Below are 23,337 nucleotides of genomic sequence, written 5' to 3'. Positions count from 1 at the left end.
CTTACTTTCGCTGCCATGAATTTGAAGAAGATGGCCAACTGGACTTGGCTAGGTCCCAAAATGGCCTAATAAAGTGGACAGAGAGAGATCTGTCCCCGCTCATTTTAGATAATTTATAAAGAAAATCGCAAAAGGGGTTCGGAATGAAACCATTCCGAACCCCTTTTGTCGACGATCTGAAAGGATGACAAATTGTCATCCTTTTTCTATTCTGTATCAGATTGGACAATGACTTGATCTTTCCCTAGACTTTTCGCCTCGTAAAGTGCATTATCCGCTTTTTTGAATAATTGATCAAAATTATATTGATTCTCAGCATTCCAATAAGATACTCCACATGAAACAGTTATGGCTGGATTTGTATCTTCTCTAACACGAGTAACAATTCTCTCGGCAATTGCTATTCCAGCCTCCAAATCTACATGAGGTAGATAAATAGCAAGCTCTTCTCCACCCCACCTAGCACCTATATCTTGTTCACGAATATTATTGCGAATTATGTTAGCAACTTGTATAAGTACATCATCACCAATTTGGTGACCATATGTGTCATTCACCATTTTGAAATTATCAATATCTATCAAAACAAATGTACCTTGGCGATCAACCTTAATTGATTTTTCAATACGATTGTTCATATGATTTCTAGAATGTAGCTGAGTTAAATGATCTGTTTTGACTAAAGTCTCAAGCTCTTCTCTTAGAAGTGAGTTCGTTAAAGCTAGTGTTGAATGATGAATTAACGATTGAAGCAGCTTAAACATGTCGAACGAAAAATGATAAGGATTTTTATGCATGACTAATGCACAGCCTTTAAGGCTATCACTTTGTACCATCGGAACAGCCATTATTGAAGAATACTCTGCACCTGAAAGGTATGTTGAAATATCTCCAATAAACAAGCCCTCTAATTCCTTCTCAAGTTTCCCCTTAATATAATCAAGATAAATTTGTAATTCATCTGAACTAAAAAATTTAGTACTACCAGGGAATATCTGAATTGTTCCATCTGGATTAATATAGAAAAAACCTACCTCATCTGCATCAAATGATTCCATAATTCTAGAAGACATATACGTCATTGTATCTGTAAGTCTTAAATTTTTATTTAATCGATGTGATGTTTCGTTAATAAGCTGTAAATCTTTTATTAATCGTTTAGACTGATCGTACAGCTGGGCATTTTCTAATGCAGTTCCAGCTGTATTTGCAAGCATAACAATGAAATTTTTATTTTCATCTGATAGCTCAACGCCATTATTTGCGACTATTTGTAAAACACCATACACACCCTGTTTACCCTTTAAAGGTGAATATATAGTTCTTTGGTTTGCCTCATCTTGATTTGATGTTGTAACCTTCCCCGTTACGTATGCTTCCATAGCAAGCTCATTACCATCTTGATGATCAAAGCCTAATTCTTTAATTGGTAAATTTCGGTGATTTTCATTATCATGTGATAAAAATAGATAAAAAATAAGATCTGAATACAATCCTTGAAGTGTTGTTATCAGTTCAACTAATACATCATCTTTATCCATTAAAGAATGAAATTTTTCTGTTATACGATACAACTCTTCATATTTTTGATCATTTTGAGTTACAGAAACTAAATTCATACAATAAGAATAAAAGGTAGAACATGCTTTAGCTATTTCTGTCAGCTCATTATATGTTAGGTTTTCATTTATATCCGCTAGTTCTATTACTCCAATCAAACGATCTTTCTGCATAATTGGAATAAAAGATGTTCCTTCATGCTGAAATACTTCTCCGTATATGAAACTGTGTGGTAAAGATTTTGACGGAAGATCACGATTGTCAAGTGGTGTAAGGTAATCTAGCTTTTTATTATATAGATAGAAAACTACGTGATGAATAGACAGTTCATTCTTTAGTATACTTGTAAGATTTTCTACTACATCGTTAATAGAAGGCTTTTCATTATTTTCACTTAAATAATTAAAAAAAGCATATTTAATTGTCTTTTCAACTGATTGACTACCCACAAAAATCACCCACACTAATTAAGTTACAAAATAATACCATATTTTCTCTTTATTATAACATAAAACCATCACATAAATAGTAGAAAGAAATACAGATTGTCCATTTGAATTATAATTAACTTTATCTTTGACATATATTCTTATGACCTTCAATACGACCTTATTTATCGATAATAATTATTTCACCTGCACTTTTAAAAAACACTAAAAAATAGATAGTCGGAAAAATTCTTGACTTAATATGTTTTAAGTCATATAATATTCGTTGTGTATAAAATATGCAGCCTATTGATGTAGCAGTTGTGATTTCATTTTGTTCCCCTTGATAAATAGGAGGTGTATCGAGTAACTCTATGCTGCTGGAGCGAGGATACATGAAAACAAAATGTGCAGAATTGTATAGTCAGTCTGGTTTTTATTTTATGCAAAAATAAAAACATAAAGGAGGAGTTAGCATGGCTCGTTATACAGGCTCTAGCTGGAAACTCTCTCGTAGATTAGGAATTTCATTAAGTGGTACAGGTAAAGAATTAGAAAAGCGTCCATATGCTCCAGGACAACATGGTCCAGGACAACGCAAAAAAATCTCTGAATATGGTTTACAACTACAAGAGAAGCAAAAACTTCGTCATATGTATGGTGTAAATGAGCGTCAATTCCGTAACTTATTTGATAAAGCTAGTAAAATGGTTGGTAAGCATGGTGAGAACTTCATGATTCTTCTTGATTCTCGTCTTGATAACGTAGTATACCGTCTTGGTTTAGCACGTACTCGCCGTCAAGCTCGTCAATTAGTTAACCACGGTCATATCGTAGTTGATGGTGGACGTGTTGATATTCCATCATACCAAGTAAAACCTGGTCAAACTATCACTTTACGTGAAAAATCACGCAACCTTGATATCGTTAAGGAAGCTATCGAAGTAAGTAACTTCGTACCTGATTACCTAACTTTCGACGCTGATAAATTAGAAGGTACTTTCACTCGTTTACCTGAACGTTCTGAACTACCTGCTGAAATTAACGAAGCTCTTATCGTTGAGTTCTACTCTCGTTAATAGCTCTAAAAAAAACCTGTGCCAATTTGGTACAGGTTTTTTTATTTTATAATTACTACGACTAGATTTATAACAACAATATAAAAAACAAGAGAAGGACTTTCATCCATTCTCCTGTTCAAAAGCCTCATATTACATATATTTGATCAGGAAATACTTTTTCTTCCCTCTTCTGATAACAGTAAATTTCCCATCAATTTTGTCATCACTAGAAATGATTTTTTCTAAATCCTGAATACGTTCACCATTAATATAAATTGCTCCATTTGTAATATCTTCACGAGCTTGACGTTTAGATGGTGCAATTTTTGCTTGGATAAGTAAATCAATTAAACCAATCTCATTCTCCGTAACTTCTGTTGTTGGAACATCTTTAAAGCCTTCTAAAATTTCATTGCCCGTTAAATCTTTAATTTCACCGCTAAACAATGCAGCAGAAATTTTAATTGCTTGCTGTAAAGCCGCTTCACCATGAACAAGCTTTGTCACTTCTTCAGCTAACGCTTTTTGTGCTAATCGTTTTTCAGGTGCAGATGCAACTTCACCTTCAAGCTCTTCAATTTCCTGATGTGATAGGAATGTAAAGAATTTTAAATATTTCACTACATCTCGATCATCTGTATTAATCCAAAATTGGTAAAATTCATAAGGAGATGTTTTTTCTGCATCTAGCCAGATAGCGCCACCTTCTGTTTTACCAAATTTTGTTCCATCTGCCTTTGTAACAAGTGGAATGGTTAACCCATAAGCTTTAGAATTTTCTTCTGACTTACGAATTAATTCTAAGCCCGCTGTAATATTCCCCCATTGATCACTACCACCAATCTGAAGTTTACAGCCATTATTTTGATACAGCTTTAAGAAATCAAATGATTGTAAAATCATGTAACTAAACTCAGTAAAGGAAATACCTGATTCTATGCGTGATTGAACAGAATCCTTTGCAAGCATATAGTTAATACCAAAGTTTTTCCCAACATCACGAAGAAATGATATAACATCCAAGCTACCAATCCAGTCATAATTATTAACAATAATTGCAGGGTTATCACTCGCTTCAAAATCAAGAAATTGTGATAATTGCTCTTTAATTCGATTAGACCAATCCTGGACAATATCAGCTGTATTAAGTGTGCGCTCTGCCTTCTTACCACTTGGATCACCGATTAATCCAGTACCTCCACCAACAAGTGCAATTGGATGATGTCCATTTAGCTGAAAACGTCTTAAAGTTAAAACTGGTAGCATATGTCCAATATGAAGGCTATCAGCAGTTGGATCAAATCCAGAATACAGTTTTAATTCCCCTTCTTCTAAAGCTTTTGCAAGTCCTTCTTCATCAGTTATTTGGTTTACTAACCCTCTGAATTTTAAATCTTTTAATAAGTCACTCATTATTTTTCCTCCTTTACGTACATTAAAATTTTTAAATGTTTCTTAGCTAGGCTATTTCTTGTATTTTATTGCTTTTAGAACTTTTAGGAAACACTACTGTTCACAGTAAGATTAGCAACAATCTTTTAGAAAGGCTGTTTTCGTATTCTTTGTTGTTTTTAGAATCATGTTGGAAACACCTCTGTATAAATTGTAGTGGCATCTTTTCTTCTACAAATCGTACCTTTATGCGCTAACACACTGTTACAACAGATAATGACGTCTATTATCAACAATCTTTCAGAAAAGAGCCTTTAGAAAAGAGCAATTATCAAAGGGCTCTCTAATTGTCAAACAACTATTGTAATAGCTTCTTTCAACACAGTGCCCATAATGAACGAAATGCAGAAAACAACAAAAAGCCCCTTCATCACTGAAGGGGCGAAATAATCGCGGTACCACCCTACTTAGAAATAACTAGGTTACTTCTATCTCGGCTATTTAACGGATAATCCGTCTTTCTCTACTAGGGAACTATCCTTTTCAAAAAAGATGCTCATGGATGTAATTCATAGAATACCTTTGTACTGATTTCCACCAACCATCAGCTCTCTAAAACAGGGAGATTTCTACTACTTATTCCAATCAAAGCTTAAATATTTAGTTATAATCACAAGCAATTTTAACCATAAACATCTATTAAAGTCAATAGGTAATACAATTCATTAGAACTTCTTGTTGACAAAACCATACAAATTCCTCACTTTATTATGGTATAATAAGTTAGGTTTGGGGGGATTGCATAAATGGAAAAAAAGAATAAAAAACATAGGCACTTCTCACCTTTTAACAAAGATATAACCAAAGGTCTAAGGATATCATATAACGTCATAGGAAATCTTTTATTGCTATTTTTCGTCATAGGACTAATTGGTTTATGCTTTGCTGGGGGTGTTGGTGCTGGTTATTTTGCTTCATTAGTAAAGGACGAGCCAATACGATCTTTTGAAGATATGCAAAGAGATATATACAACTACGAAGAAACTTCACTTGTATACTTTGATAAGAATGTTTACTTAGGTAAATTAAACACTGATATCGAGCGGGAAGAAGTCAAATTAGGTGATGTTTCACCACATGTTATTAATGCTGTAGTCGCTACCGAGGATGAATTGTTTTATGAGCATGATGGTGTTGTACCTAAAGCAATTCTACGTGCCCTTTTTCAGGAGTTCACTAACGCCTCTGTTCAAACGGGTGGTAGTACACTTACACAGCAATTGATTAAAAATCAAATTTTAACTAATGAAGTATCATTTGATCGAAAAGCGAAGGAAATTCTTTTAGCTCTTCGTTTAGAGAAATTCTTCGAGAAAGAGGAAATACTCGAGGCTTATTTAAATGTTGCAGATTTTGGTCGAAATTCAAACGGTAAAAACATTGCCGGAGTTCAAGCTGCAGCAAAAGGTATTTTTGGCGTATCTGCTAAGGATTTAACGATTGCACAGGCAGCCTTTATAGCTGGATTACCTCAGAGTCCTTTCGGATATACACCATTCTCAAATAATGGTGGAGAGGTAAAAAAAGAGCTAGATCCGGGAATTACTCGAATGAAAACAGTATTAAGTCGCATGTACTCTGCTGGTTATATTGATCAAACTCAATATGAAGAAGCACTTGCATTTGATGTACGTGCTAATTTAGTAGCGAAAAAGCCTTCATCTGTTGATCAATACCCATATTTAACATATGAAGTTGAAGATCGCGCAAAAGATATTATCAAAGTCCAATTAGCAGAGGATGATGGTTATACGGCTGAAGACTTAAAGAAGGATAAGAAGTTAGATGCCCAATATCGATCACTAGCCGATGTTAATTTAAGACAAAACGGTTACAGAATTCATACTACAATTAATAAAGAAATTTACGATAAAATGCAGGATGTTGTTAAAAATTACGAATATTATGGTAGTGACAAGCCTGAAGAGATAACTGATCCTGATTCAGGAAAGGAAATAACAATTAATGAACCTGTTGAAACAGGTGGTGTTTTAATAGAAAACAAAACTGGTAAAATCATTAGTTTTGTTGGTGGTCGAGACTTTAATCGTGAAAATCTCAATCATGCCACAGATGCTATCCGAAGAAATGGATCAACAATGAAACCATTACTAGTTTATGCACCTGCTATGGAACTAGGAAAGGTTCAACCTGGAACAGTAATTGCAGACGTTCCTTATGCTTTATCTGCATATGGTGGATATTCTCCGAAGAATTATGGTGGAGCTTATCATGGGTTAACTAGTGCAAGGCATTCATTAAAACAATCCTATAATATTCCAGCAGTTAAAACATATATGAGTATTATTGATCAAGAGCCACTTTCATATTTAGAGAAAATGGGCTTTACAAGTATTCATGAAAGAGACTACGGAGCACCTTCTTTAAGCTTAGGTGGAATGACAACTGGTGTTACAGTAGAAGAAAATGTCAATGCTTATACAACGTTCGCTAATAATGGTAAATTCATTGATGCTTATATGATTGAAAAGATCGAATCAAGTGACGGTGAAGTCGTTTATCAGCATGAAAAAACGGAAACAGAGGTATTTTCAGCACAAACTGCTTATTTAACAATAGATATGATGAGAGATGTCATAAATAGCGGTACTGCTGCTTCCTTAAATGGCTACTTAGGATTTAGTGCAGATTGGGCTGGTAAAACTGGTACAGGACAGGATTATGAGGATGCGTGGTTCGTCGCAACCAACCCAAATGTAACGTTCGGAACCTGGATAGGTTATGATACACCAAAGTCATTAGAACAGAACTATAAAGGCATGTCATACAGTAGAAGAAATATTCTTCTATGGGCTAAGTTAATGAATGTGGCGCATGAAGTAGAACCAGATTTGTTAGCTCCTAAAAACCGTTTTGAAATGCCAGGTGGTATTGTCCAGAGATCTTACTGTGCGTTAACAGGTGAACTACCTTCTGATTTATGTCGAAGTGCAGGGTTAGTCGCATCAGATCTTTTTAATGTTAAATATGTTCCAACTAAGGTTGATGATAGTTTAACTCGAGGCAAATATGTTTTTGTAAAAGATAGAGCATATAAGGTACCTGCCTCAGCACCATCAGAATTTGTCCAAGAAGGTGTTATGCTCAAAAAGGAAATATTAGAAAAACATAATATTAGTAATTTAAATGATTTAAGAAAACTTTTACCAAATACAGTAAACTGGGATAACTTAGTGATTACTGAAGGTAAGGAAATATCTGATAATGGCTCAAATCCAAGACAAGTTAGTGGTGTTTCTGCTAGCGGTACTAGAATTAGTTGGAGTGCAAATGGTGATAACGATGTTTTAGGCTACCGAATATATGCAGCTCCGAATTATTCACAAAGCTTTAGAAAAGTTGCTAGTGTTGTATCAACTGATACCCTAGCTGTATCAGTTGGTAGTACACCTGCTGCATATTATATTGTTGCAGTAGACGTTAGTGGAAAAGAATCAGCACCTTCTTCAATTATAAAGATAGGAAATTATGCTGAAGAAAAACCTAAGGCTCCAGAGCCTAAAGAAGATCAAAAGCCAAGTCAACAAGAAAATACTCAAAAACCTGATACAAATGAAGAATCGCCATCTGATTCAGCACCAGAACCTGTTACAGAATAAAAAAATACTTTTACCTTTCTATTTAAAAATAAACAACCAACAAAAAGAGATGTTCATATGCAAACATCTCTTTTTGTTTTGCTATGTTAATCTTCCATCGTTGATAAATCACCTGTTGGTAAATCAAGTTCCCATGCTTTAAGAACTCGACGCATAATTTTACCACTTCTTGTTTTTGGTAACTTATCTCTAAAATCAATTTCCCTTGGAGCAGCATGGGCAGCAAGACCTTGTTTTACAAACAAGCGAATTTCTTCCTTTAACTCATCTGATGGCTCATATCCTTCACGCAATGCTACAAACGCTTTAATAATTTCCCCTCTAACTGGATCAGGCTTACCGATTACCCCAGCTTCTGCTATTGCTGGGTGTTCAACTAATTTACTTTCAACCTCAAATGGACCAACACGTTCTCCAGATGTCATAATAACATCATCAATTCTACCTTGGAACCAAAAGTAACCCTCTTCATCCATATAAGCTGAATCACCTGATACATACCAATCTCCAGGCATAAAATAAGATTCATATTTCTCTTGGTTATTCCAAATTGTATGCATCATTGATGGCCAGCCTTTTTTGATAGCCAGGTTCCCCATTCGATATGGCGGAAGCTCGTTACCTTGGTCATCAACAATGGCTGCCTGAACTCCAGGAATCGGTTTACCCATAGATCCTGGCTTGATCTCCATACAAGGATAATTACAAATAAGCTGTGCACCTGTTTCTGTCATCCACCATGTATCATGAATGCGATTATTAAATACCTTTACTCCCCAACGAACAACTTCAGGATTTAACGGCTCACCAACACTTAAAACATGTCTTAATGAACTTGTATCAAATTGCTTAACCAGCTCATCTCCAGCACTCATTAACATCCTGAATGCTGTTGGGGCACTATACCAAACAGTTACTCCATAATCCTCAATTGTTTTATACCAGGATTCAGGCTTGAATCTTCCTCCAACGATAACATTCGTTGCTCCTGATAACCAAGGTCCAAATATTCCATAAACGGTGCCTGTAACCCAACCAGGATCTGCTGTACACCAGTATACATCATCTTCTTGCAAATCTAAGACCCATTTACTAGTTTGATAATGTTGGACCATGGCTTGATGGACATGTAAAACACCCTTTGGCTTTCCTGTTGATCCAGAAGTATAATGGAGCAATAATCCATCTGTTTTTTCTACCCATTCAATATCAATATTTTTACTTGCTGTTTTCATTTCTAGTAAGAAATCAATTTGTGAGTCATCCGTTGTTTCTCCAACAACAACAACATGCTTTAATGAAGGCAGTTCATTAACAGGAACTCTTTCCAATAGCTCTGGTGTAGTTACAATTACTTTAGCATCACTATCCTCAAGACGATCCCTCACTGCTCCTTCCATGAATGCTTCAAACAATGGTCCTACAATAGCACCTAGTTTAACTGCTCCTAAAATAACAGAATACAATTCTGGTGTTCTTGGCATAAAGACGAATAGTCGATCTCCCTTTTCTACGTCAGCCTTGTTTTTCAGAACATTTGCAGCTTTATTTGAAAGTTCTTTCATTTCTTTGAATGTATACTTCTCTTCTCGTTCAGGGTCGCGATAATAAAGAGCAATTTTGTTTTTACGGTGAGATTCTGCATGTTTATCAATTGCTTCATAAGCTGCATTAATCCGACCTGTTTCTGACCATGTAAAGTTCTCTTCTACCTTATTCCAATCAAAGGATGCATAAGCAGCATCATAGTCTGATAAGTTGAATTTCCCCTTTGTCGGTGACAACGCTTCCAATTTCATTATTTACTCCCCCTTATGTAACATTTTACATTCCTATTATATTACAATATTTCACTTTTCACAATTTTGAGATATATATTTACTAAAATATATTGTAAACGCTTTATTTTATACTGAATTTAGTATAATAATAGAATAACAGCAATAATCTGCTTTTTACATAAGTCAGGTTTCATGGATGATTCCATCATTTATCATGTTCTATAATGATAGTGTAGAATTTTCCAACTAAAAACAGTTTACTACTTGACCATTACACTATAAAAAGGCGGTGACCTTATTGAAACACCCTAAAACATATAATGCAAAAGAAATAAAAACACCAACTGGGAGTATTTTTATTGAAGGTCCTATCTCACCTGAAAAACTTGCTACATATGATTTCCATGAAGGGTTAGTTGCTTTTCGTCAGCCTAAGCAACAGCAAAAGGCATTGATCGAAATAGCAGCTTTACCTGAAGGAAGGATTATTATTGCTAGACAAAATGACCAGATTATTGGATATGTAACTTATCTTTATCCAGATCCTTTAGAACGATGGTCTGAGGGTAATATGGAAGAGCTCATTGAATTAGGAGCCATTGAAGTTGCCCCTGAATACAGAGGTTTTTCTGTTGGTAAAAATCTGTTGAAGGTTTCAATGATGGACGATGCAATGGAAGATTATATCATTATCACAACAGAATACTATTGGCATTGGGATTTAAAAGGCTCTGGTTTAAATGTGTGGGAATATCGAAAAGTAATGGAAAAAATGATGAATGCTGGTGGTTTAGAATGGTACGCTACTGATGAACCTGAAATTAGTTCACATCCAGCAAACTGTCTCATGGCCAAAATCGGTAAAAGAATACAACCTGATTCTATTCAGCAATTCGATCAATTACGCTTTAAAAATCGCTTTATGTATTAAATTGATGAACAGAAACCTTCAAAGGGAATCTTTAATAAGTAATTATTTTCATTTCGTAAGGAGGCAACATGATGATCGTTAAGCAAATAATGAAGCAGAACGTGGTAGCCTTAAACTCAAACGATACAATCCGTTTAGCACTGAATACAATGAAAGTAAATAAAATACGTCATATCCCTATATTATCCGATTCTGCTAAGTTAGTCGGCATTATTACAGAACGAGATGTAAAAGATGCAAGCCCATCTATTTTTCAGCTTGAATTAAAAGAAGACTTTTTAAATAAACCTATAAATACTGTCATGACACAAAATGTTGTAACAGGGCATCCGCTAGATTTTGTTGAGGAAGTTGCAGCTGTTTTAATGGAGCATAAAATTGGCTGTTTACCAATATTACAAAACGACAAGCTAGTTGGTATGCTCACAGAAACAGATTTGCTGCATACTTTTGTAAAACTGACTGGGGGAGATCAACCAGCATCACATATTGAAATAAAGGTTCCTAATAAGGCAGGAATGCTCGCAGAGGTCTCGTCAATTTTCCGTCATAGAAATGTTAATATCTCAAGTGTTTTAGTTTACCCTGATACTGATCCAACCTTTAAAATACTTGTTTTTAGAGTCCAAACGATAAATGTAACGATGATTATTAATGATTTAAAAGATGAAGGATATGAAATTTTATGGCCTAATTTTCCGGAGAGCTTAGAATGATTTACAAAGATACTGCATTTATTTATTCACCTCTCTTTCAAACATATAAATTTAATAATGATCATCCTTTTAATCAGCTACGCGTTGAGCTTACTTATGATTTGTTAAGGAAAATGGATGCTATTACTGATAACGATATAGCACCTCCTAGAATGGCTACAGTTGACGAATTAGCACTTGTTCATGATAGAAAGTATATAAAAGCTGTTGAGTTAGCTGGGCATGGAAAATTAACCAGTGAAGAAGGCTTGAATTATGGGATTGGCACTGAAGATACGCCAATTTTCAAGGATATGCATGAAGCTAGTTCACTATTAGTTGGTGGGACTTTAACAGCAGTTGATCTTGTAATGGAAGGTAAAGTTACACATGCTGCTAACTTTGGTGGTGGGCTTCATCACGGTTTCCGAGGAAAAGCTTCAGGATTTTGTATATATAATGATAGCTCTGTAGCGATTCGTTATATGCAAGAAAAATATAATGCAAGAGTACTATATATTGATACAGATGCACATCATGGTGATGGTGTACAGTGGACATTTTATGATGACCCAAACGTATGTACCTTATCTATCCATGAAACTGGAAGATATTTATTTCCTGGAACTGGAAATATTACAGAACGAGGTGCTGGCAAAGGCTACGGATATTCCTTTAACATACCTTTAGATGCTTTCACAGAGGATGAATCATGGCTTCATGCCTATAAAACCTCTTTAGAAGAAGTCGCAGCATTTTTTAAACCTGATGTTATCCTTACACAAAATGGAGCGGATGCCCATTTCTACGACCCATTAACTCATTTAGCGAGTACTATGAGGATATATCATGAAATTCCTAAGCTCGCTCATGAAATAGCTCATAAGTATTGTAATGGACGATGGATTGCAGTAGGTGGTGGTGGATATGATATATGGCGTGTTGTACCAAGAGCATGGAGTCTAATTTGGCTTGAAATGAATAATATACATGTTCCACAAAACCTCCCTGAAGAATGGATCAAGCATTGGCAAGCTCAAGCTCCAGTAACACTCCCAACACAATGGCAGGATCCTAAAGAAATAGTTAAACCTATACCTAGAAAAGCCGAAATTGAAGAAAAGAATGCTTTAACAGTAGAAAAAGCTCTACACTCCATTCGGCCATCAAAGGATTAACTTTTTACTACATTAAGTATGATTTTAGTATTTAGGTTAATGATCCCCCCGAATTATTAGATGATCGTTCAATTAATCTTTCGCCTAATAATTCGGGTTTTTTAACTGCTGTCTTTATGACTTTGCATACCATTTTTTAGAACTAATGGAATAGAGTGAACCTGTATTTCAGCTTAACTTGATTAATAGAAAACAATACTAAATATTGAATAGTTTAGATTTATTCGTCTTTATGGATCCATTCTTAATTATGTCCCAGCACCTTACTATTTCTAATAGCAGTTATAGAATTATCAGGATGTGTCTTCATCAAGAAAGAGTAGGAGAAAAGAAGTCCGAATACATATAAACCGCTAGCAATATATGCAGGTAATAAATGAATAAAGGTGGTATACCCAATCACATAATGAATAATGATGCCAGATAAAAATGCTGGAAGACCTCCGATCAACATACTCCACCATACCCATCTGTCTCCCTCATGAAATCCCCATAATGAGATCATAAGTACAATAAGCCCAACACTTAAAAGAGCACTTCCAAATCCAGCCCGATCATGAGCAATCACTGGAATTAACGTTTCATTAAATTGATTAATCACTTCAGGAGGCATACATAAATATTCAACGTCTGTTTTCACAAACACATTTGTCATTCCTATAAACGAGATAATGACTCCACCTATCGTAAATGAAAAGCCTAAAATAATAAATAACAGTTGTCCATATAAACTAATTTTCCACGCTTGATGGTTACGTTCATTTTTTGACTTAGGGCTATTTGTGACATTCTTAGTTTCCCTATATCCCATAACAAATAATGGTAATAAAATCACCCAAAATAAACCATGTAACCAATCGAAATAACCATATCCTATAAACATTAATATACCTAAAAATCCAGTTACACCAGCTATATTAATTGTTTTTCTACACCAATGAATTCCATTACGTACTCCATGTCTAGCTAACTGCATATATAAAATTCCACCGGATATCATAGTGCCTGCTAGAGTCATTCGATCATGTGCCATAAAAAATAATATTAATTCATTAAAAGCCAATATCTCATTTCTTGAAATACCTAGAAAAGCTTCATCATACGGCAAAATTACTTTTGTCATACTAAATAGTAAAGCTAAAATACCACCAATAAAAATACAAAATCCAAATAACCAATACCAAATCCACCCTGGATAGGAGTGATCTGAGGTTTGAACAAATCTATCATCTATTAATTCATTAATCCTCTTTGGCAAGCCTGGACCTGATGTAATATAACCACCAGATAACATGAGAAGACTTGCACCTTCATTCAGAAAGGTTATTGCATCTTTTGGTTCATTAATTCCTCCAGAAAGAATAATAGGTAAAGTTTTCGATAAGAATGACTTAATCATACGTAATGATTGAATAATAGAATAGCTATCTTCTTCTCTATCACAATCAAGTAAGATACCAGTTACATTGCCATCCTGAATAAGCCCCAAAAAATGATCTGCTGAACTATTTAACTGTTTTGGTGAAATAGCAATGAAAAGAGGTGAATAATCTATATTTTTCTTTAATTGTAAAAAAGAATGTTCATCTAGACTTGTCGTATACTCGATAATAAATGCATCACTATATGGACTCAATTTACTAGTCATGTTTAAAAGCTCTGTTTGATTTCCTTTTATCCTAATTAACTTCTTTACTGAAAGATCATCATACTGAGTTAATTTTTCAATTGTTTTTTGACATCCTAATGATTCTTCACGTTCTGGAAATACAATTTGCAAATGATCTTTCTTACTATAGTGAGGTCTTACCTCAGGCTTTTGTAACTGATATGTAACAGGACCAATCTCTATAAAACTAAAACCTAAGTTTACAAATGCCTTCGTTCCAGATAATTGTGGATCTACCTTACCACTAAGTCCTATAGAAGATGTAAAAGTTAGTTCATCAACCTTTACCTTATTATTTACCGAAGGCTCCATATGACCTAAAAAACGGATAAGAAACTCCCCCCCTGGGATTGAGGCAATGCCGCTCATTCCTCTATGAATAGCTTCTCTTCCAATATGACCAGGCAGTTTGGCTACTATATGCTTAAAGATTGTATGGTATGACCAATCAGGCATGCAGAAAAACTCCTTCCAATTACTTAATCCATAAGAGGCAAGACACTTTTGCCATCATAATCTAAGAGAAAAGTAGTAATGAATTCGCTTCATCACTCCATATAACAACCAACAAAAAAATGAAAAAACGAGTACTTTTGTAAAGATTATAATAAACAACATAAAAAAGCGAGCAAAACTTAAAGTTCGCTCACCTCTTATAAATGTTTAACTAATTTATTTATTGTTTAGTGGATTGTCTGAATTCCATACGATGTGGCAGTTCCACATTTTGATTTTCTACTTCTTCTTTATTCATTAATTTCGTAAGCAATCTCATTGATACGGCACCAATATCATATGTTGGTTGTACAACTGTAGTTAATTGTGGTCGGACCATTGTGGCTAGCCTTGTATTATCAAACCCAACAACCTCAAAGTCATCTGGAATTGAATAATTACGATCTTGTGCTGCATGAATTACACCTAAAGCCATTTCATCTGTTCCAACGAAAATAGCTGTAGGCCTTTCAGCAAGCTCATCAATCTTCTCAAATGCTTCTATACCAGAATCATACGTATAATCACCCTCGATGATTAGTGATTCATCAAACGCAATTTTTGCATCTTCTAAAGCACGTCGATATCCAACAGATTTCTTCAGACGATTAACAGGCTCTTCTGCAGGGCCTTCAACATATGCAATCCGTTTATGTCCCTTTTCAACAAGCATTGAAATGACATCATAGGCAGCTTGTTCATAATTGATATTAACAGATGGTGTTGTATCAGTTAAATCAATAGAAGCAGCTAAGACAATCGGCACTGGAGAGCGTTTAAATTGTTCAACAAGCTCCTCTGTTACATTACCACTCATGAATACGATGCCATCTACTTGCTTGCCTAGCATTGTATTTAAGAGATGTAGCTCTTTATCTTTGTTGGAATCTGAGTTACTTAAAATAATATTATATTTATACATTGTTGCAATATCTTCAATTCCACGAGCAAGCTCAGAATAAAAGATGCTTGATATATCAGGAATAATTACACCAACAGTTGTTGTTTTCTTACTTGCTAGTCCACGTGCAACTGCATTTGGACGATATCCCAATCGATCAATTGCATCTAGTACCTTTTTTCTAGTTGTTGGTTTTACATTTGGGTTTCCATTAACTACACGAGAAACTGTAGCCATAGAAACATTAGCTTCACGGGCAACATCATATATAGTTACACTTGACATTTAAAACACTCCTTCTATTACATTAAATACGTTTAGTTAATCGCTCTCTATTTTCGTATGTAAAGTTTGTTGACTTATGTCTAAAAATAAAGTTTTTTCTCATTCTATGTAAATAATCATACGATACTCTAAAAACGTCTGCAATCTATTTCAACTGTTTTTTACGTTGTTGTAACATATTTTGTTTATTTATTCACAATTTCATGATAAATCCCCTAGATTTTCCCTCATAAATAATAATCTTTAGACTTATTTTGCCTAAATGTAACACATTTATATACATAAATAAAATCAAGAGGCTAACGAAATGTCAGCCTCTTGATTTGTTATATATAAAATTACCTGCTAATTATGCATTCACCTTAACTAAATGTTTTAATTCAGTCATAAAGTTATCAAACTGATCAAAGTCCATTTGTTGTGCTGAATCTGATAACGCAACAGCTGGATCTGGATGTACCTCAGCCATAACGCCATCAGCACCAATTGCAAGTGCAGCTTTTGCTGTTGGAATAAGTAAATCTCTTCTACCTGTTGAATGTGTTACATCAACAAAAACTGGTAAATGAGTTTCTTGCTTTAAAATAGGAACCGCTGAAATATCTAATGTATTTCGAGTTGCACGCTCATACGTACGGATTCCACGTTCACAAAGGATGATTTGATCATTCCCTTGTGAAATGATGTACTCAGCAGCATTGATAAATTCATCAATTGTTGCAGCTAAACCACGTTTAAGTAATACTGGCTTACGTACAGCACCAGCTGCTTTTAATAATTCAAAGTTTTGCATATTTCTTGCACCGATTTGAATGATATCAACGTAATCAAGAGCTTTTTCAATATCAGCCGGATTGACAATCTCGCTTATAATCGCTAGACCATACTCATCTCCAACTCTTCTCAGAATTTTCAGACCTTCAAGGCCAAGACCTTGGAAATCATATGGACTTGTACGCGGCTTATAAGCCCCACCACGAAGTATCTTAATTCCTTGCTTCTTAGCTTGCTCTGCTACTGCTGCAACCTGCTCATAGCTTTCTACTGCACAAGGACCAACAATGAATGATTGACTGCCATCGCCGATTCTCACACCGTTCACTTCAACGATTGTATCCTCAGGCTTTTTCTTACGTGAAACTAATAATGCTTTACTATGATCATCTTCTTGTAGTTCTAATCCAGCTTTAAAAATTTCTTTGAAAATATGCTGTAATGTCGAGTTTTCAAATGGACCATCGTTAAATTCTTTAATGCTATTAAGCATTTTTCGCTCGCGAACAGGATCGTAACGATGTACACCTTGTGCCTCTTTTGTTTTACCAATTTCTTGAACAACTCTTCCTCGTTCATTAATCAGCTTTAAAATCTGTAAATTAATCTCATCTGCTCTTTCTCTTAATGCTTCTAATTCTGCATTACTCATCTGTCTCATCCTTTCGCATTAAAAATTAAATCTGTCAACCACACAAACCTTGTGAATAAAGTAGAAGTTATAGATTCATAATCTATCTTGATGGATAACACTATAGAAATACAATGTTTTCTTTATCATTCACTGAAAGTATGGTACATTTTCTATAATTAGTTGTAATTATATACGATAAAATTAAGATTGTCACCAAAAACTTTAACATTTAAACGCTTTTAAGCGGTAAAGTATCTGAGTTAAGTATATTTTACAGATAAAAACAGTATCGTAAACATAATGAGGTTGCTTTTCATTATTTTACTGGAACAAGTACCTGTAGATTTTCTGATTCAAATATATATAAATTGGCGAACATTCGGCAATAGCTCCTCAAACGTGTGTCTTCTAAAGAATTACTTTTTATAAATATAGGACTTTCACTTCCTTTACAAGCACATATACGATCAAATATAAATTTACTATCGTCGTAATGACATTAAAATATATATAAATAGGACACAAATCATGTTTTCTAACGAAGAAGGGTGTAAAAAATGGATAATAAAGACCTAACATTTGCTCTGGATATTGGAACTAGATCTGTTGTAGGTTTAATTCTAAAAGAAGAAGATGGCTTCTATTACATTATAGATACAGTAATAAAAGAGCATGATAAGCGAGCAATGCTTGATGGGCAAATACATGACGTGTTGGCTGTGGCTAACGTTATTTTATCAATAAAAAATGAACTTGAACAAACACATGGACCCTTAAATAAAGTATGTGTTGCAGCAGCAGGGCGTGCATTAAGAACTGAAAGAGCAAAAGTCACCATAGAAATAAAAGGTAAACCAATGATTCAAAAAGAGGATATCCTTCATTTGGAATTAATGGCTGTTCAAATTGCACAAAAGCAATTAGCTGAAAAATATGATAATGAACGGGCACACCATTATGATTGTGTTGGATACTCTGTTCTTCATTTTCATTTAGATAATGAGGAAATCGGTAGTCTAATAGATCAACAAGGTGAGGAAGCGTCTGTTGAAATAATTGCGACATTTCTTCCTAAAGTTGTTGTGGAATCTTTACTAGCAGCATTAAACCGTGCAGGCTTGGAAATGGAAGCACTTACTCTAGAACCCATTGCTGCAATTAACGTTTTAATTCCTGCATCAATGAGAAGGTTGAATGTAGCTCTTGTTGATATTGGTGCAGGAACTTCTGATATTGCCATTACTGACTTTGGTACAATCATTTCTTACGGGATGGTGCCTATTGCAGGAGATGAGATAACAGAAGCAGTTTCAGATGAATTTTTATTAGATTTTCCCAAAGCAGAAGAAGCAAAAAGACAGCTATCTTCTAAAGAAAAGATTATCGTAACAGATATATTAGGTTTTGAAACTGAAATGCCGAGAGAAGAAGTAATTGAAAAAATATCACCTTCTATCGATAAACTGGCTAATGCCATTAAAGATGAATTATTGTTATTAAACAATGGAATAACACCAAAAGCAATTATGCTTGTCGGTGGAGGTAGTTTAACACCCAAGCTACCAGAAAAAATAGCAGCACTACTTCAATTACCTACCAATCGTGTAGCTATACGGGGTATTGATGCTATAAATCAGTTAAAGCTTGCTGATCATGTGCAAAAAGGACCTGAGCTCGTAACACCAATTGGGATTGCTGTTTCATCCAAACAAAATCCAATTCAATATATAAGTGTTAAAGTCAATGATCGGTCTGTTAGACTTTTTCATATGAAAACTTTAACAATTGCAGATAGCCTATTAGCTTCAGGGATACAACTAAATAAGCTCTATGGAAAACCTGGAATGGCCATAATGGTTGAAGTTAATGGACAAACAATTACAATACCAGGTAATCAAGGCTCATCACCTGTGATTAGGAAAAATGATAGCATATGTCTACTTGATGATGAAATAAAGCATGGAGATAATATCATTGTAGAAAACGGGCAGAATGGATCAACTCCAGTAATCCCACTATCACAAATAATAGATGAAATACCATCAAAGTCAGTTTCAGTCAACGGAACAATCTATACCGTTCAAGCTAATATTCTTCTAAATAATAAAGAAGCACATGAGAATGTAATTTTATCTGATCGTGATAAGATTTCATGCTCTATCCCTAAAACAATTGAAGAATTCCTTGAAAAAATAAACTTACAAAACGAACTTTTAGAGCTTAAACCTTTTTCAATTCAATTAGATGAAGCAGTAGTACCTTTAGATGTATTTTCAGGTAAAATCTATAAAAATGGGCTTCTAACAACTAGAAATGCCAATCTTGAGAATGGTGATATCCTTGTTCTTAAGCCTACTAAATCACCTACTCTTGAGGAATTTGTAAAAGAAGCAAAAATGATGCTTGTTCAATCTTTACCAATCACATTTAACGAAAAAGCAATTACACTTGAAAAATCAATAACTGAATTTTATCGAAATGAAAAACTGTTATCACACAAAGATGTTTTACTTAATGGAGATAAAGTAACAACAAAAAGAAAAGCTTTTGAACCCTTTATTTTTCAAGACATATTCATTGCAATTGATATTGATGTACCTACTTCAGGAACTAGTAAATTTATCTTATTAAAAAACGAGCAAGAGGTAAGCTTTCAGGAGCCATTATTACCAGGAGATAGCCTTTCTATTAAATGGCTATAAAAGAAAGCAAAAAAAGTGTCTATCCAATATGATAGACACTTTTTTTATTATTCACTGATTGCTTTTTTTAAAGTATCACTTGTAATTTTCCAATGTGATGTATTCCATGTAACGGTTTTGTCTTTAAATAATAGTGCTTGTGGTGATTCATGCTTAATATTAAAATTCTCTGCAATATGATTTGAAAGTGGTCGAGAATCTTGAACATGAAGGTGATATGTAGGGAACTCATCATGATTATTAGCAAACTCTTGATATTCTTCATAAGCAGCCTGGCTAATTGGACATGTTAAGCTATTCTTTAAAAATAGAAATCGATCATGCTTTGTTAGTAGCTCTTCAAATTCTTCTACTGTTGAAATCGTTTTTGTGCTCATATTTTTCACCCTTCAATATTAGAAAGTAAGAATTCACTAGTTCACTTATTTCTTATTATCTTCTGTATTCTCATTGTCTTCACCGTTTACACCGGCCTTATCTTCATCCCTTTCAGTTTGCACAGCTGAAAGCACAGTTTGCTCTTTTGTATCATTATTTTTATCTTCTGTACCTTCTGACAATTCTTCAAGAGCTTTAGAAACCTCTTGCTCTGCTAATTCTGCTTGGTCCTCTGAATGAGAATTTGATTGACTTGTAATATCTCTAACTTTTTCCATAATTTGTGATGATTGATCTGATACTACTTGTGATAATGTAGCTGTTTTTTCTTTAGCTAATGCTGCTATATCAGAACTTTTCTCTAGCGCATTATTCGTCAACTTTCCTGTTCGTTCTTTCATGACATTTGCTTGTTCGCCAAGATTATCTCGCATTTCTTTACCACTTTTAGGAGCTAAAAATAAAGCTGTTGCTGCACCGATTAGTCCACCAATTACTGAACCTACTAAAAAGTCTTTGCTATTATTCTTCTTCGCCATTATTTATACCTCCTGATAGTTGATTTTAATCTTTTGGCTCTGTTAAACTTTGTGGTTGATTTCCGTTACAGGCATTCGCTTTCCGCGGGCGGTCCGGAAGCCTCCTCGGCGCAAGCGCCTGTGGGGTCTCCCTTTGACACGCTTCTCCCGCAGGAGTCTCATGCCTTTCACTCCAATCAACCAAGTGCTAAAAATCAACCTTAAGCTTTAACATAGCTAATCTTTTTTAAATTAAATGATCATTATTAACCTGTTGTCTTTTTTCAGTTCTTTGTTTCCATTTTCCCCAAATATCCATTGCTGCATTACTCCACTGTACAACTTGATTAACTTTTTCTTGATTATTTTCCATACTTGTTGATGCAGTCGTCGTTATTTTCTTAACAGTTAGATTTAATTGCTGAATTGTATCTCCTACATCTTTAACAGATTCAACAACCGTATTAAGTTTATCTGACTTATGTTGTATATCTTCTGCTAATGCATTTGTTTTATGTAATAGTTGTGTAGTTTCAGTCGTTATACCTTCCATTTGCCTTTCAAGACCTGATAAAGTTCCTGCAACATTTGTTAAAGTTCCTTGCAGCGCCTTTAAGGTTTTTGACACATATACAACTAAAATTGTAAAAGCGATCGCAATTAAAGCAACACTCAAATATAAAATAATTATCATATCTCACACCTCCAATAACATTTACTATTTCCATTACCCTGCTAATACTTATTATAAACATAAATATTACATAATATCTAATTTCTCCACTTATTTTGACAATCCCTTTAATATCCTTACTTTTGTTGCCTCAATTTATGAAGAAATAAATTAGTGATTACATCACTCACTTCATCCGGTTCTATTAAGAAATTCTGAGAGCTAACAGTCAAATTTGAATTCTGAGTTTGAAGACAATGGAACAATATCATTATTACAAATTTAAAAGTGAAATTAGCGTTTATAATAACTTCCACTGCCTTTCAGTATAAGTATAGGGAAAGCTGGTAAAATCGGGTACAATAGGTATGACAGAAAAGAAATTAAATGGAGGTTTTATTTTGAAAGACCCACGTATAGAACAATTAGCTAAAAACCTAATTAACTACTCAATCCAACTTCAAAAAGGTGAAAAAGTACTTATTGAAAATTTTGGTTTACAAAAGGAATTAGTTTCCGCTCTAGTAAATGAAGCATACAAAGCTGGTGGATTCCCGTTTGTATCTATAAAGGATCATCAAATTGATCGCGCACTTCTAATGGGAGGACAAGAAGAGCAATATAATCTGATCGCTGATTTTGAGGCCGAGGTTATGAAGAATATGGACGCTTATATTGGGTTAAGAGCTGGTAATAATATTAACGAGTTTGCTGATGTACCTGATGAAAAAATGCGACTGCAAGGGAAGACAGTTGGACAAAAAGTTCACCGAGAAATTAGGGTTCCAAACACACGATGGGTAGTATTAAGATATCCTACATCATCAATGGCTCAGCTAGCTAAAATGAGCACCGAACAATTTGAAGATTTCTATTTTAATGTATGTAATTTAGATTATAGTAAAATGGACAAAGCAATGGATGCACTCGTTACACTCATGAATAAAACAGATAAAGTTAGATTAACTGGTGTCGATACAGACATTACTTTCTCAATAAAAGATATACCTTCAATAAAATGCTCTGGTCAAATGAATATACCCGATGGAGAAGTGTATACGGCGCCTGTTCGGGATTCTGTTAATGGAAAAATTACATATAATACACCATCACCTTATAATGGGTTTACATTCGAGAATGTTCAATTAACATTTAAAGACGGAAAAATTATTGATGCATCAGCAAATGATACAGATCGTATTAATAAAATCTTTGATACCGATGAAGGTGCAAGATATATCGGGGAATTTGCGATAGGTGTTAATCCATATATTTTACATCCAATGCAGGATATATTATTTGACGAAAAAATCGATGGTAGCTTCCACTTTACACCTGGACAAGCCTATGATGATGCTTACAATGGTAATAAATCAAACATCCACTGGGATATGGTTATGATTCAACGACCTGAATACGGTGGAGGAGAAATCTATTTTGATGACGTGCTTATTCGTAAAGATGGTCGCTTTGTCATTGATGAACTTAATGATTTAAATCCAGAAAACTTGAAATAAACATTAAATCAATTCATAAGAAAAAATTATGTGAAAATTAAAAAGCTGACATCAAAAGATGGAGAACATACATTCCTCGTCCCGA

Annotated in this window: 16 protein-coding genes and 1 other annotated feature; of the genes, 7 read left to right on the top strand and 9 right to left on the bottom strand. The window is 34.4% G+C overall.

Annotation, left to right across the window (positions count from 1 at the left end):
- Positions 1 to 206: 206 nt before the first annotated feature.
- The gene (locus JOC75_RS24380) at positions 207 to 2,009 is read right to left on the bottom strand and encodes a sensor domain-containing diguanylate cyclase (protein WP_338036616.1); all 1,803 of its coding nucleotides are present in this window, start codon (positions 2,007 to 2,009) and stop codon (positions 207 to 209) included.
- A gap of 455 nt (positions 2,010 to 2,464) precedes the next feature.
- On the opposite strand from JOC75_RS24380, the gene rpsD reads away from it, so the two are divergent.
- The gene (rpsD, locus tag JOC75_RS20550; protein WP_146949333.1) at positions 2,465 to 3,067 is read left to right on the top strand and encodes a 30S ribosomal protein S4; all 603 of its coding nucleotides are present in this window, start codon (positions 2,465 to 2,467) and stop codon (positions 3,065 to 3,067) included.
- Positions 3,068 to 3,199: 132 nt separating this feature from the next.
- Here the strand turns inward: rpsD and tyrS are convergent, their stop codons facing one another.
- Entirely contained in the window at positions 3,200 to 4,462 is a 1,263-nt protein-coding gene (tyrS, locus tag JOC75_RS20545; RefSeq protein WP_204955839.1) for a tyrosine--tRNA ligase, read from the bottom strand.
- Positions 4,463 to 4,875: 413 nt separating this feature from the next.
- Positions 4,876 to 5,099: a binding site (T-box leader), on the bottom strand.
- A gap of 148 nt (positions 5,100 to 5,247) precedes the next feature.
- Here tyrS and JOC75_RS20540 point away from each other — a divergent pair.
- The gene (locus JOC75_RS20540; protein ID WP_204955838.1) at positions 5,248 to 8,121 is read left to right on the top strand and encodes a transglycosylase domain-containing protein; all 2,874 of its coding nucleotides are present in this window, start codon (positions 5,248 to 5,250) and stop codon (positions 8,119 to 8,121) included.
- Positions 8,122 to 8,207: 86 nt separating this feature from the next.
- On the opposite strand, the gene acsA is transcribed toward JOC75_RS20540, so the two are convergent.
- Positions 8,208 to 9,920: an acetate--CoA ligase gene (gene acsA, locus JOC75_RS20535; RefSeq protein ID WP_204955837.1), complete on the bottom strand. Its 1,713-nt coding sequence runs from the start codon at positions 9,918 to 9,920 to the stop codon at positions 8,208 to 8,210.
- A 280-nt stretch (positions 9,921 to 10,200) separates the two neighbouring features.
- Here acsA and JOC75_RS20530 point away from each other — a divergent pair, with 280 nt between their 5' ends.
- The 3 genes from JOC75_RS20530 (at position 10,201) to JOC75_RS20520 (ending at position 12,706) form a co-directional block, all read left to right on the top strand.
- Positions 10,201 to 10,833 (top strand): GNAT family N-acetyltransferase, encoded by a 633-nt coding sequence (locus tag JOC75_RS20530; protein WP_204955836.1) that lies wholly within the window; start codon positions 10,201 to 10,203, stop codon positions 10,831 to 10,833.
- Positions 10,834 to 10,904: 71 nt separating this feature from the next.
- On the top strand, positions 10,905 to 11,549 hold the full coding sequence (locus JOC75_RS20525; protein WP_204955835.1) for an acetoin utilization AcuB family protein: 645 nt from the start codon (positions 10,905 to 10,907) through the stop codon (positions 11,547 to 11,549).
- The gene (locus JOC75_RS20520) at positions 11,546 to 12,706 is read left to right on the top strand and encodes an acetoin utilization protein AcuC (protein ID WP_204955834.1); all 1,161 of its coding nucleotides are present in this window, start codon (positions 11,546 to 11,548) and stop codon (positions 12,704 to 12,706) included. Before JOC75_RS20525 ends, JOC75_RS20520 begins: the two co-directional genes overlap by 4 nt.
- Before the next feature lie 244 nt (positions 12,707 to 12,950).
- On the opposite strand, the gene JOC75_RS20515 is transcribed toward JOC75_RS20520, so the two are convergent.
- The 3 genes from JOC75_RS20515 to JOC75_RS20505 all read right to left on the bottom strand — a co-directional run bounded on the left by JOC75_RS20515 (position 12,951) and on the right by JOC75_RS20505 (position 17,482).
- On the bottom strand, positions 12,951 to 14,831 hold the full coding sequence (locus tag JOC75_RS20515) for a dihydroorotate dehydrogenase (RefSeq protein ID WP_204955833.1): 1,881 nt from the start codon (positions 14,829 to 14,831) through the stop codon (positions 12,951 to 12,953).
- Positions 14,832 to 15,051: 220 nt separating this feature from the next.
- Positions 15,052 to 16,056, bottom strand: a complete 1,005-nt coding sequence (gene ccpA, locus JOC75_RS20510) for a catabolite control protein A (RefSeq protein WP_204955832.1) — start codon at positions 16,054 to 16,056, stop codon at positions 15,052 to 15,054.
- 349 nt (positions 16,057 to 16,405) lie between these two features.
- Positions 16,406 to 17,482 carry a bifunctional 3-deoxy-7-phosphoheptulonate synthase/chorismate mutase gene (locus tag JOC75_RS20505; RefSeq protein WP_204955831.1) on the bottom strand — a complete coding sequence of 359 codons (1,077 nt, stop codon included), beginning with the start codon at positions 17,480 to 17,482 and terminating at the stop codon, positions 16,406 to 16,408.
- Positions 17,483 to 18,021: 539 nt separating this feature from the next.
- Here JOC75_RS20505 and JOC75_RS20500 point away from each other — a divergent pair.
- Positions 18,022 to 20,166, top strand: a complete 2,145-nt coding sequence (locus JOC75_RS20500; RefSeq protein WP_204955830.1) for a cell division protein FtsA — start codon at positions 18,022 to 18,024, stop codon at positions 20,164 to 20,166.
- A 47-nt stretch (positions 20,167 to 20,213) separates the two neighbouring features.
- On the opposite strand, the gene ytxJ is transcribed toward JOC75_RS20500, so the two are convergent.
- From ytxJ to JOC75_RS20485, 3 genes are all read right to left on the bottom strand, one after another.
- Positions 20,214 to 20,543, bottom strand: a complete 330-nt coding sequence (ytxJ, locus tag JOC75_RS20495; RefSeq protein WP_204955829.1) for a bacillithiol system redox-active protein YtxJ — start codon at positions 20,541 to 20,543, stop codon at positions 20,214 to 20,216.
- A gap of 45 nt (positions 20,544 to 20,588) precedes the next feature.
- Positions 20,589 to 21,083 carry a YtxH domain-containing protein gene (locus JOC75_RS20490; protein ID WP_204955828.1) on the bottom strand — a complete coding sequence of 165 codons (495 nt, stop codon included), beginning with the start codon at positions 21,081 to 21,083 and terminating at the stop codon, positions 20,589 to 20,591.
- Positions 21,084 to 21,309: 226 nt separating this feature from the next.
- Positions 21,310 to 21,756 (bottom strand): DUF948 domain-containing protein, encoded by a 447-nt coding sequence (locus JOC75_RS20485; RefSeq protein WP_204955827.1) that lies wholly within the window; start codon positions 21,754 to 21,756, stop codon positions 21,310 to 21,312.
- A gap of 380 nt (positions 21,757 to 22,136) precedes the next feature.
- Between JOC75_RS20485 and JOC75_RS20480 the strand changes: the two genes are divergently transcribed.
- Positions 22,137 to 23,252 carry an aminopeptidase gene (locus JOC75_RS20480; RefSeq protein WP_204955826.1) on the top strand — a complete coding sequence of 372 codons (1,116 nt, stop codon included), beginning with the start codon at positions 22,137 to 22,139 and terminating at the stop codon, positions 23,250 to 23,252.
- Positions 23,253 to 23,337 lie beyond the last annotated feature (85 nt).

The organism is Metabacillus crassostreae, assembly GCF_016908395.1.
Classification (GTDB): domain Bacteria; phylum Bacillota; class Bacilli; order Bacillales; family Bacillaceae; genus Metabacillus; species Metabacillus crassostreae.
Note: the sequence above shows the minus strand (reverse complement) of the source record. Positions and strands in the feature narration are given on the sequence as shown.

Excerpts from the sequence above, each read along its gene's own strand:
- rpsD (WP_146949333.1), top strand. The coding sequence starts at position 2,465 with ATGGCTCGTTATACAGGCTCTAGCTGGAAACTCTCTCGTAGATTAGGA.
- tyrS (WP_204955839.1), bottom strand. The coding sequence starts at position 4,462 with ATGAGTGACTTATTAAAAGATTTAAAATTCAGAGGGTTAGTAAACCAA.
- JOC75_RS20540 (WP_204955838.1), top strand. The coding sequence starts at position 5,248 with ATGGAAAAAAAGAATAAAAAACATAGGCACTTCTCACCTTTTAACAAA.
- acsA (WP_204955837.1), bottom strand. The coding sequence starts at position 9,920 with ATGAAATTGGAAGCGTTGTCACCGACAAAGGGGAAATTCAACTTATCA.
- JOC75_RS20525 (WP_204955835.1), top strand. The coding sequence starts at position 10,905 with ATGATCGTTAAGCAAATAATGAAGCAGAACGTGGTAGCCTTAAACTCA.
- JOC75_RS20520 (WP_204955834.1), top strand. The coding sequence starts at position 11,546 with ATGATTTACAAAGATACTGCATTTATTTATTCACCTCTCTTTCAAACA.
- JOC75_RS20515 (WP_204955833.1), bottom strand. The coding sequence starts at position 14,831 with ATGCCTGATTGGTCATACCATACAATCTTTAAGCATATAGTAGCCAAA.
- ccpA (WP_204955832.1), bottom strand. The coding sequence starts at position 16,056 with ATGTCAAGTGTAACTATATATGATGTTGCCCGTGAAGCTAATGTTTCT.
- JOC75_RS20505 (WP_204955831.1), bottom strand. The coding sequence starts at position 17,482 with ATGAGTAATGCAGAATTAGAAGCATTAAGAGAAAGAGCAGATGAGATT.
- JOC75_RS20500 (WP_204955830.1), top strand. The coding sequence starts at position 18,022 with ATGGATAATAAAGACCTAACATTTGCTCTGGATATTGGAACTAGATCT.
- ytxJ (WP_204955829.1), bottom strand. The coding sequence starts at position 20,543 with ATGAGCACAAAAACGATTTCAACAGTAGAAGAATTTGAAGAGCTACTA.
- JOC75_RS20490 (WP_204955828.1), bottom strand. The coding sequence starts at position 21,083 with ATGGCGAAGAAGAATAATAGCAAAGACTTTTTAGTAGGTTCAGTAATT.
- JOC75_RS20485 (WP_204955827.1), bottom strand. The coding sequence starts at position 21,756 with ATGATAATTATTTTATATTTGAGTGTTGCTTTAATTGCGATCGCTTTT.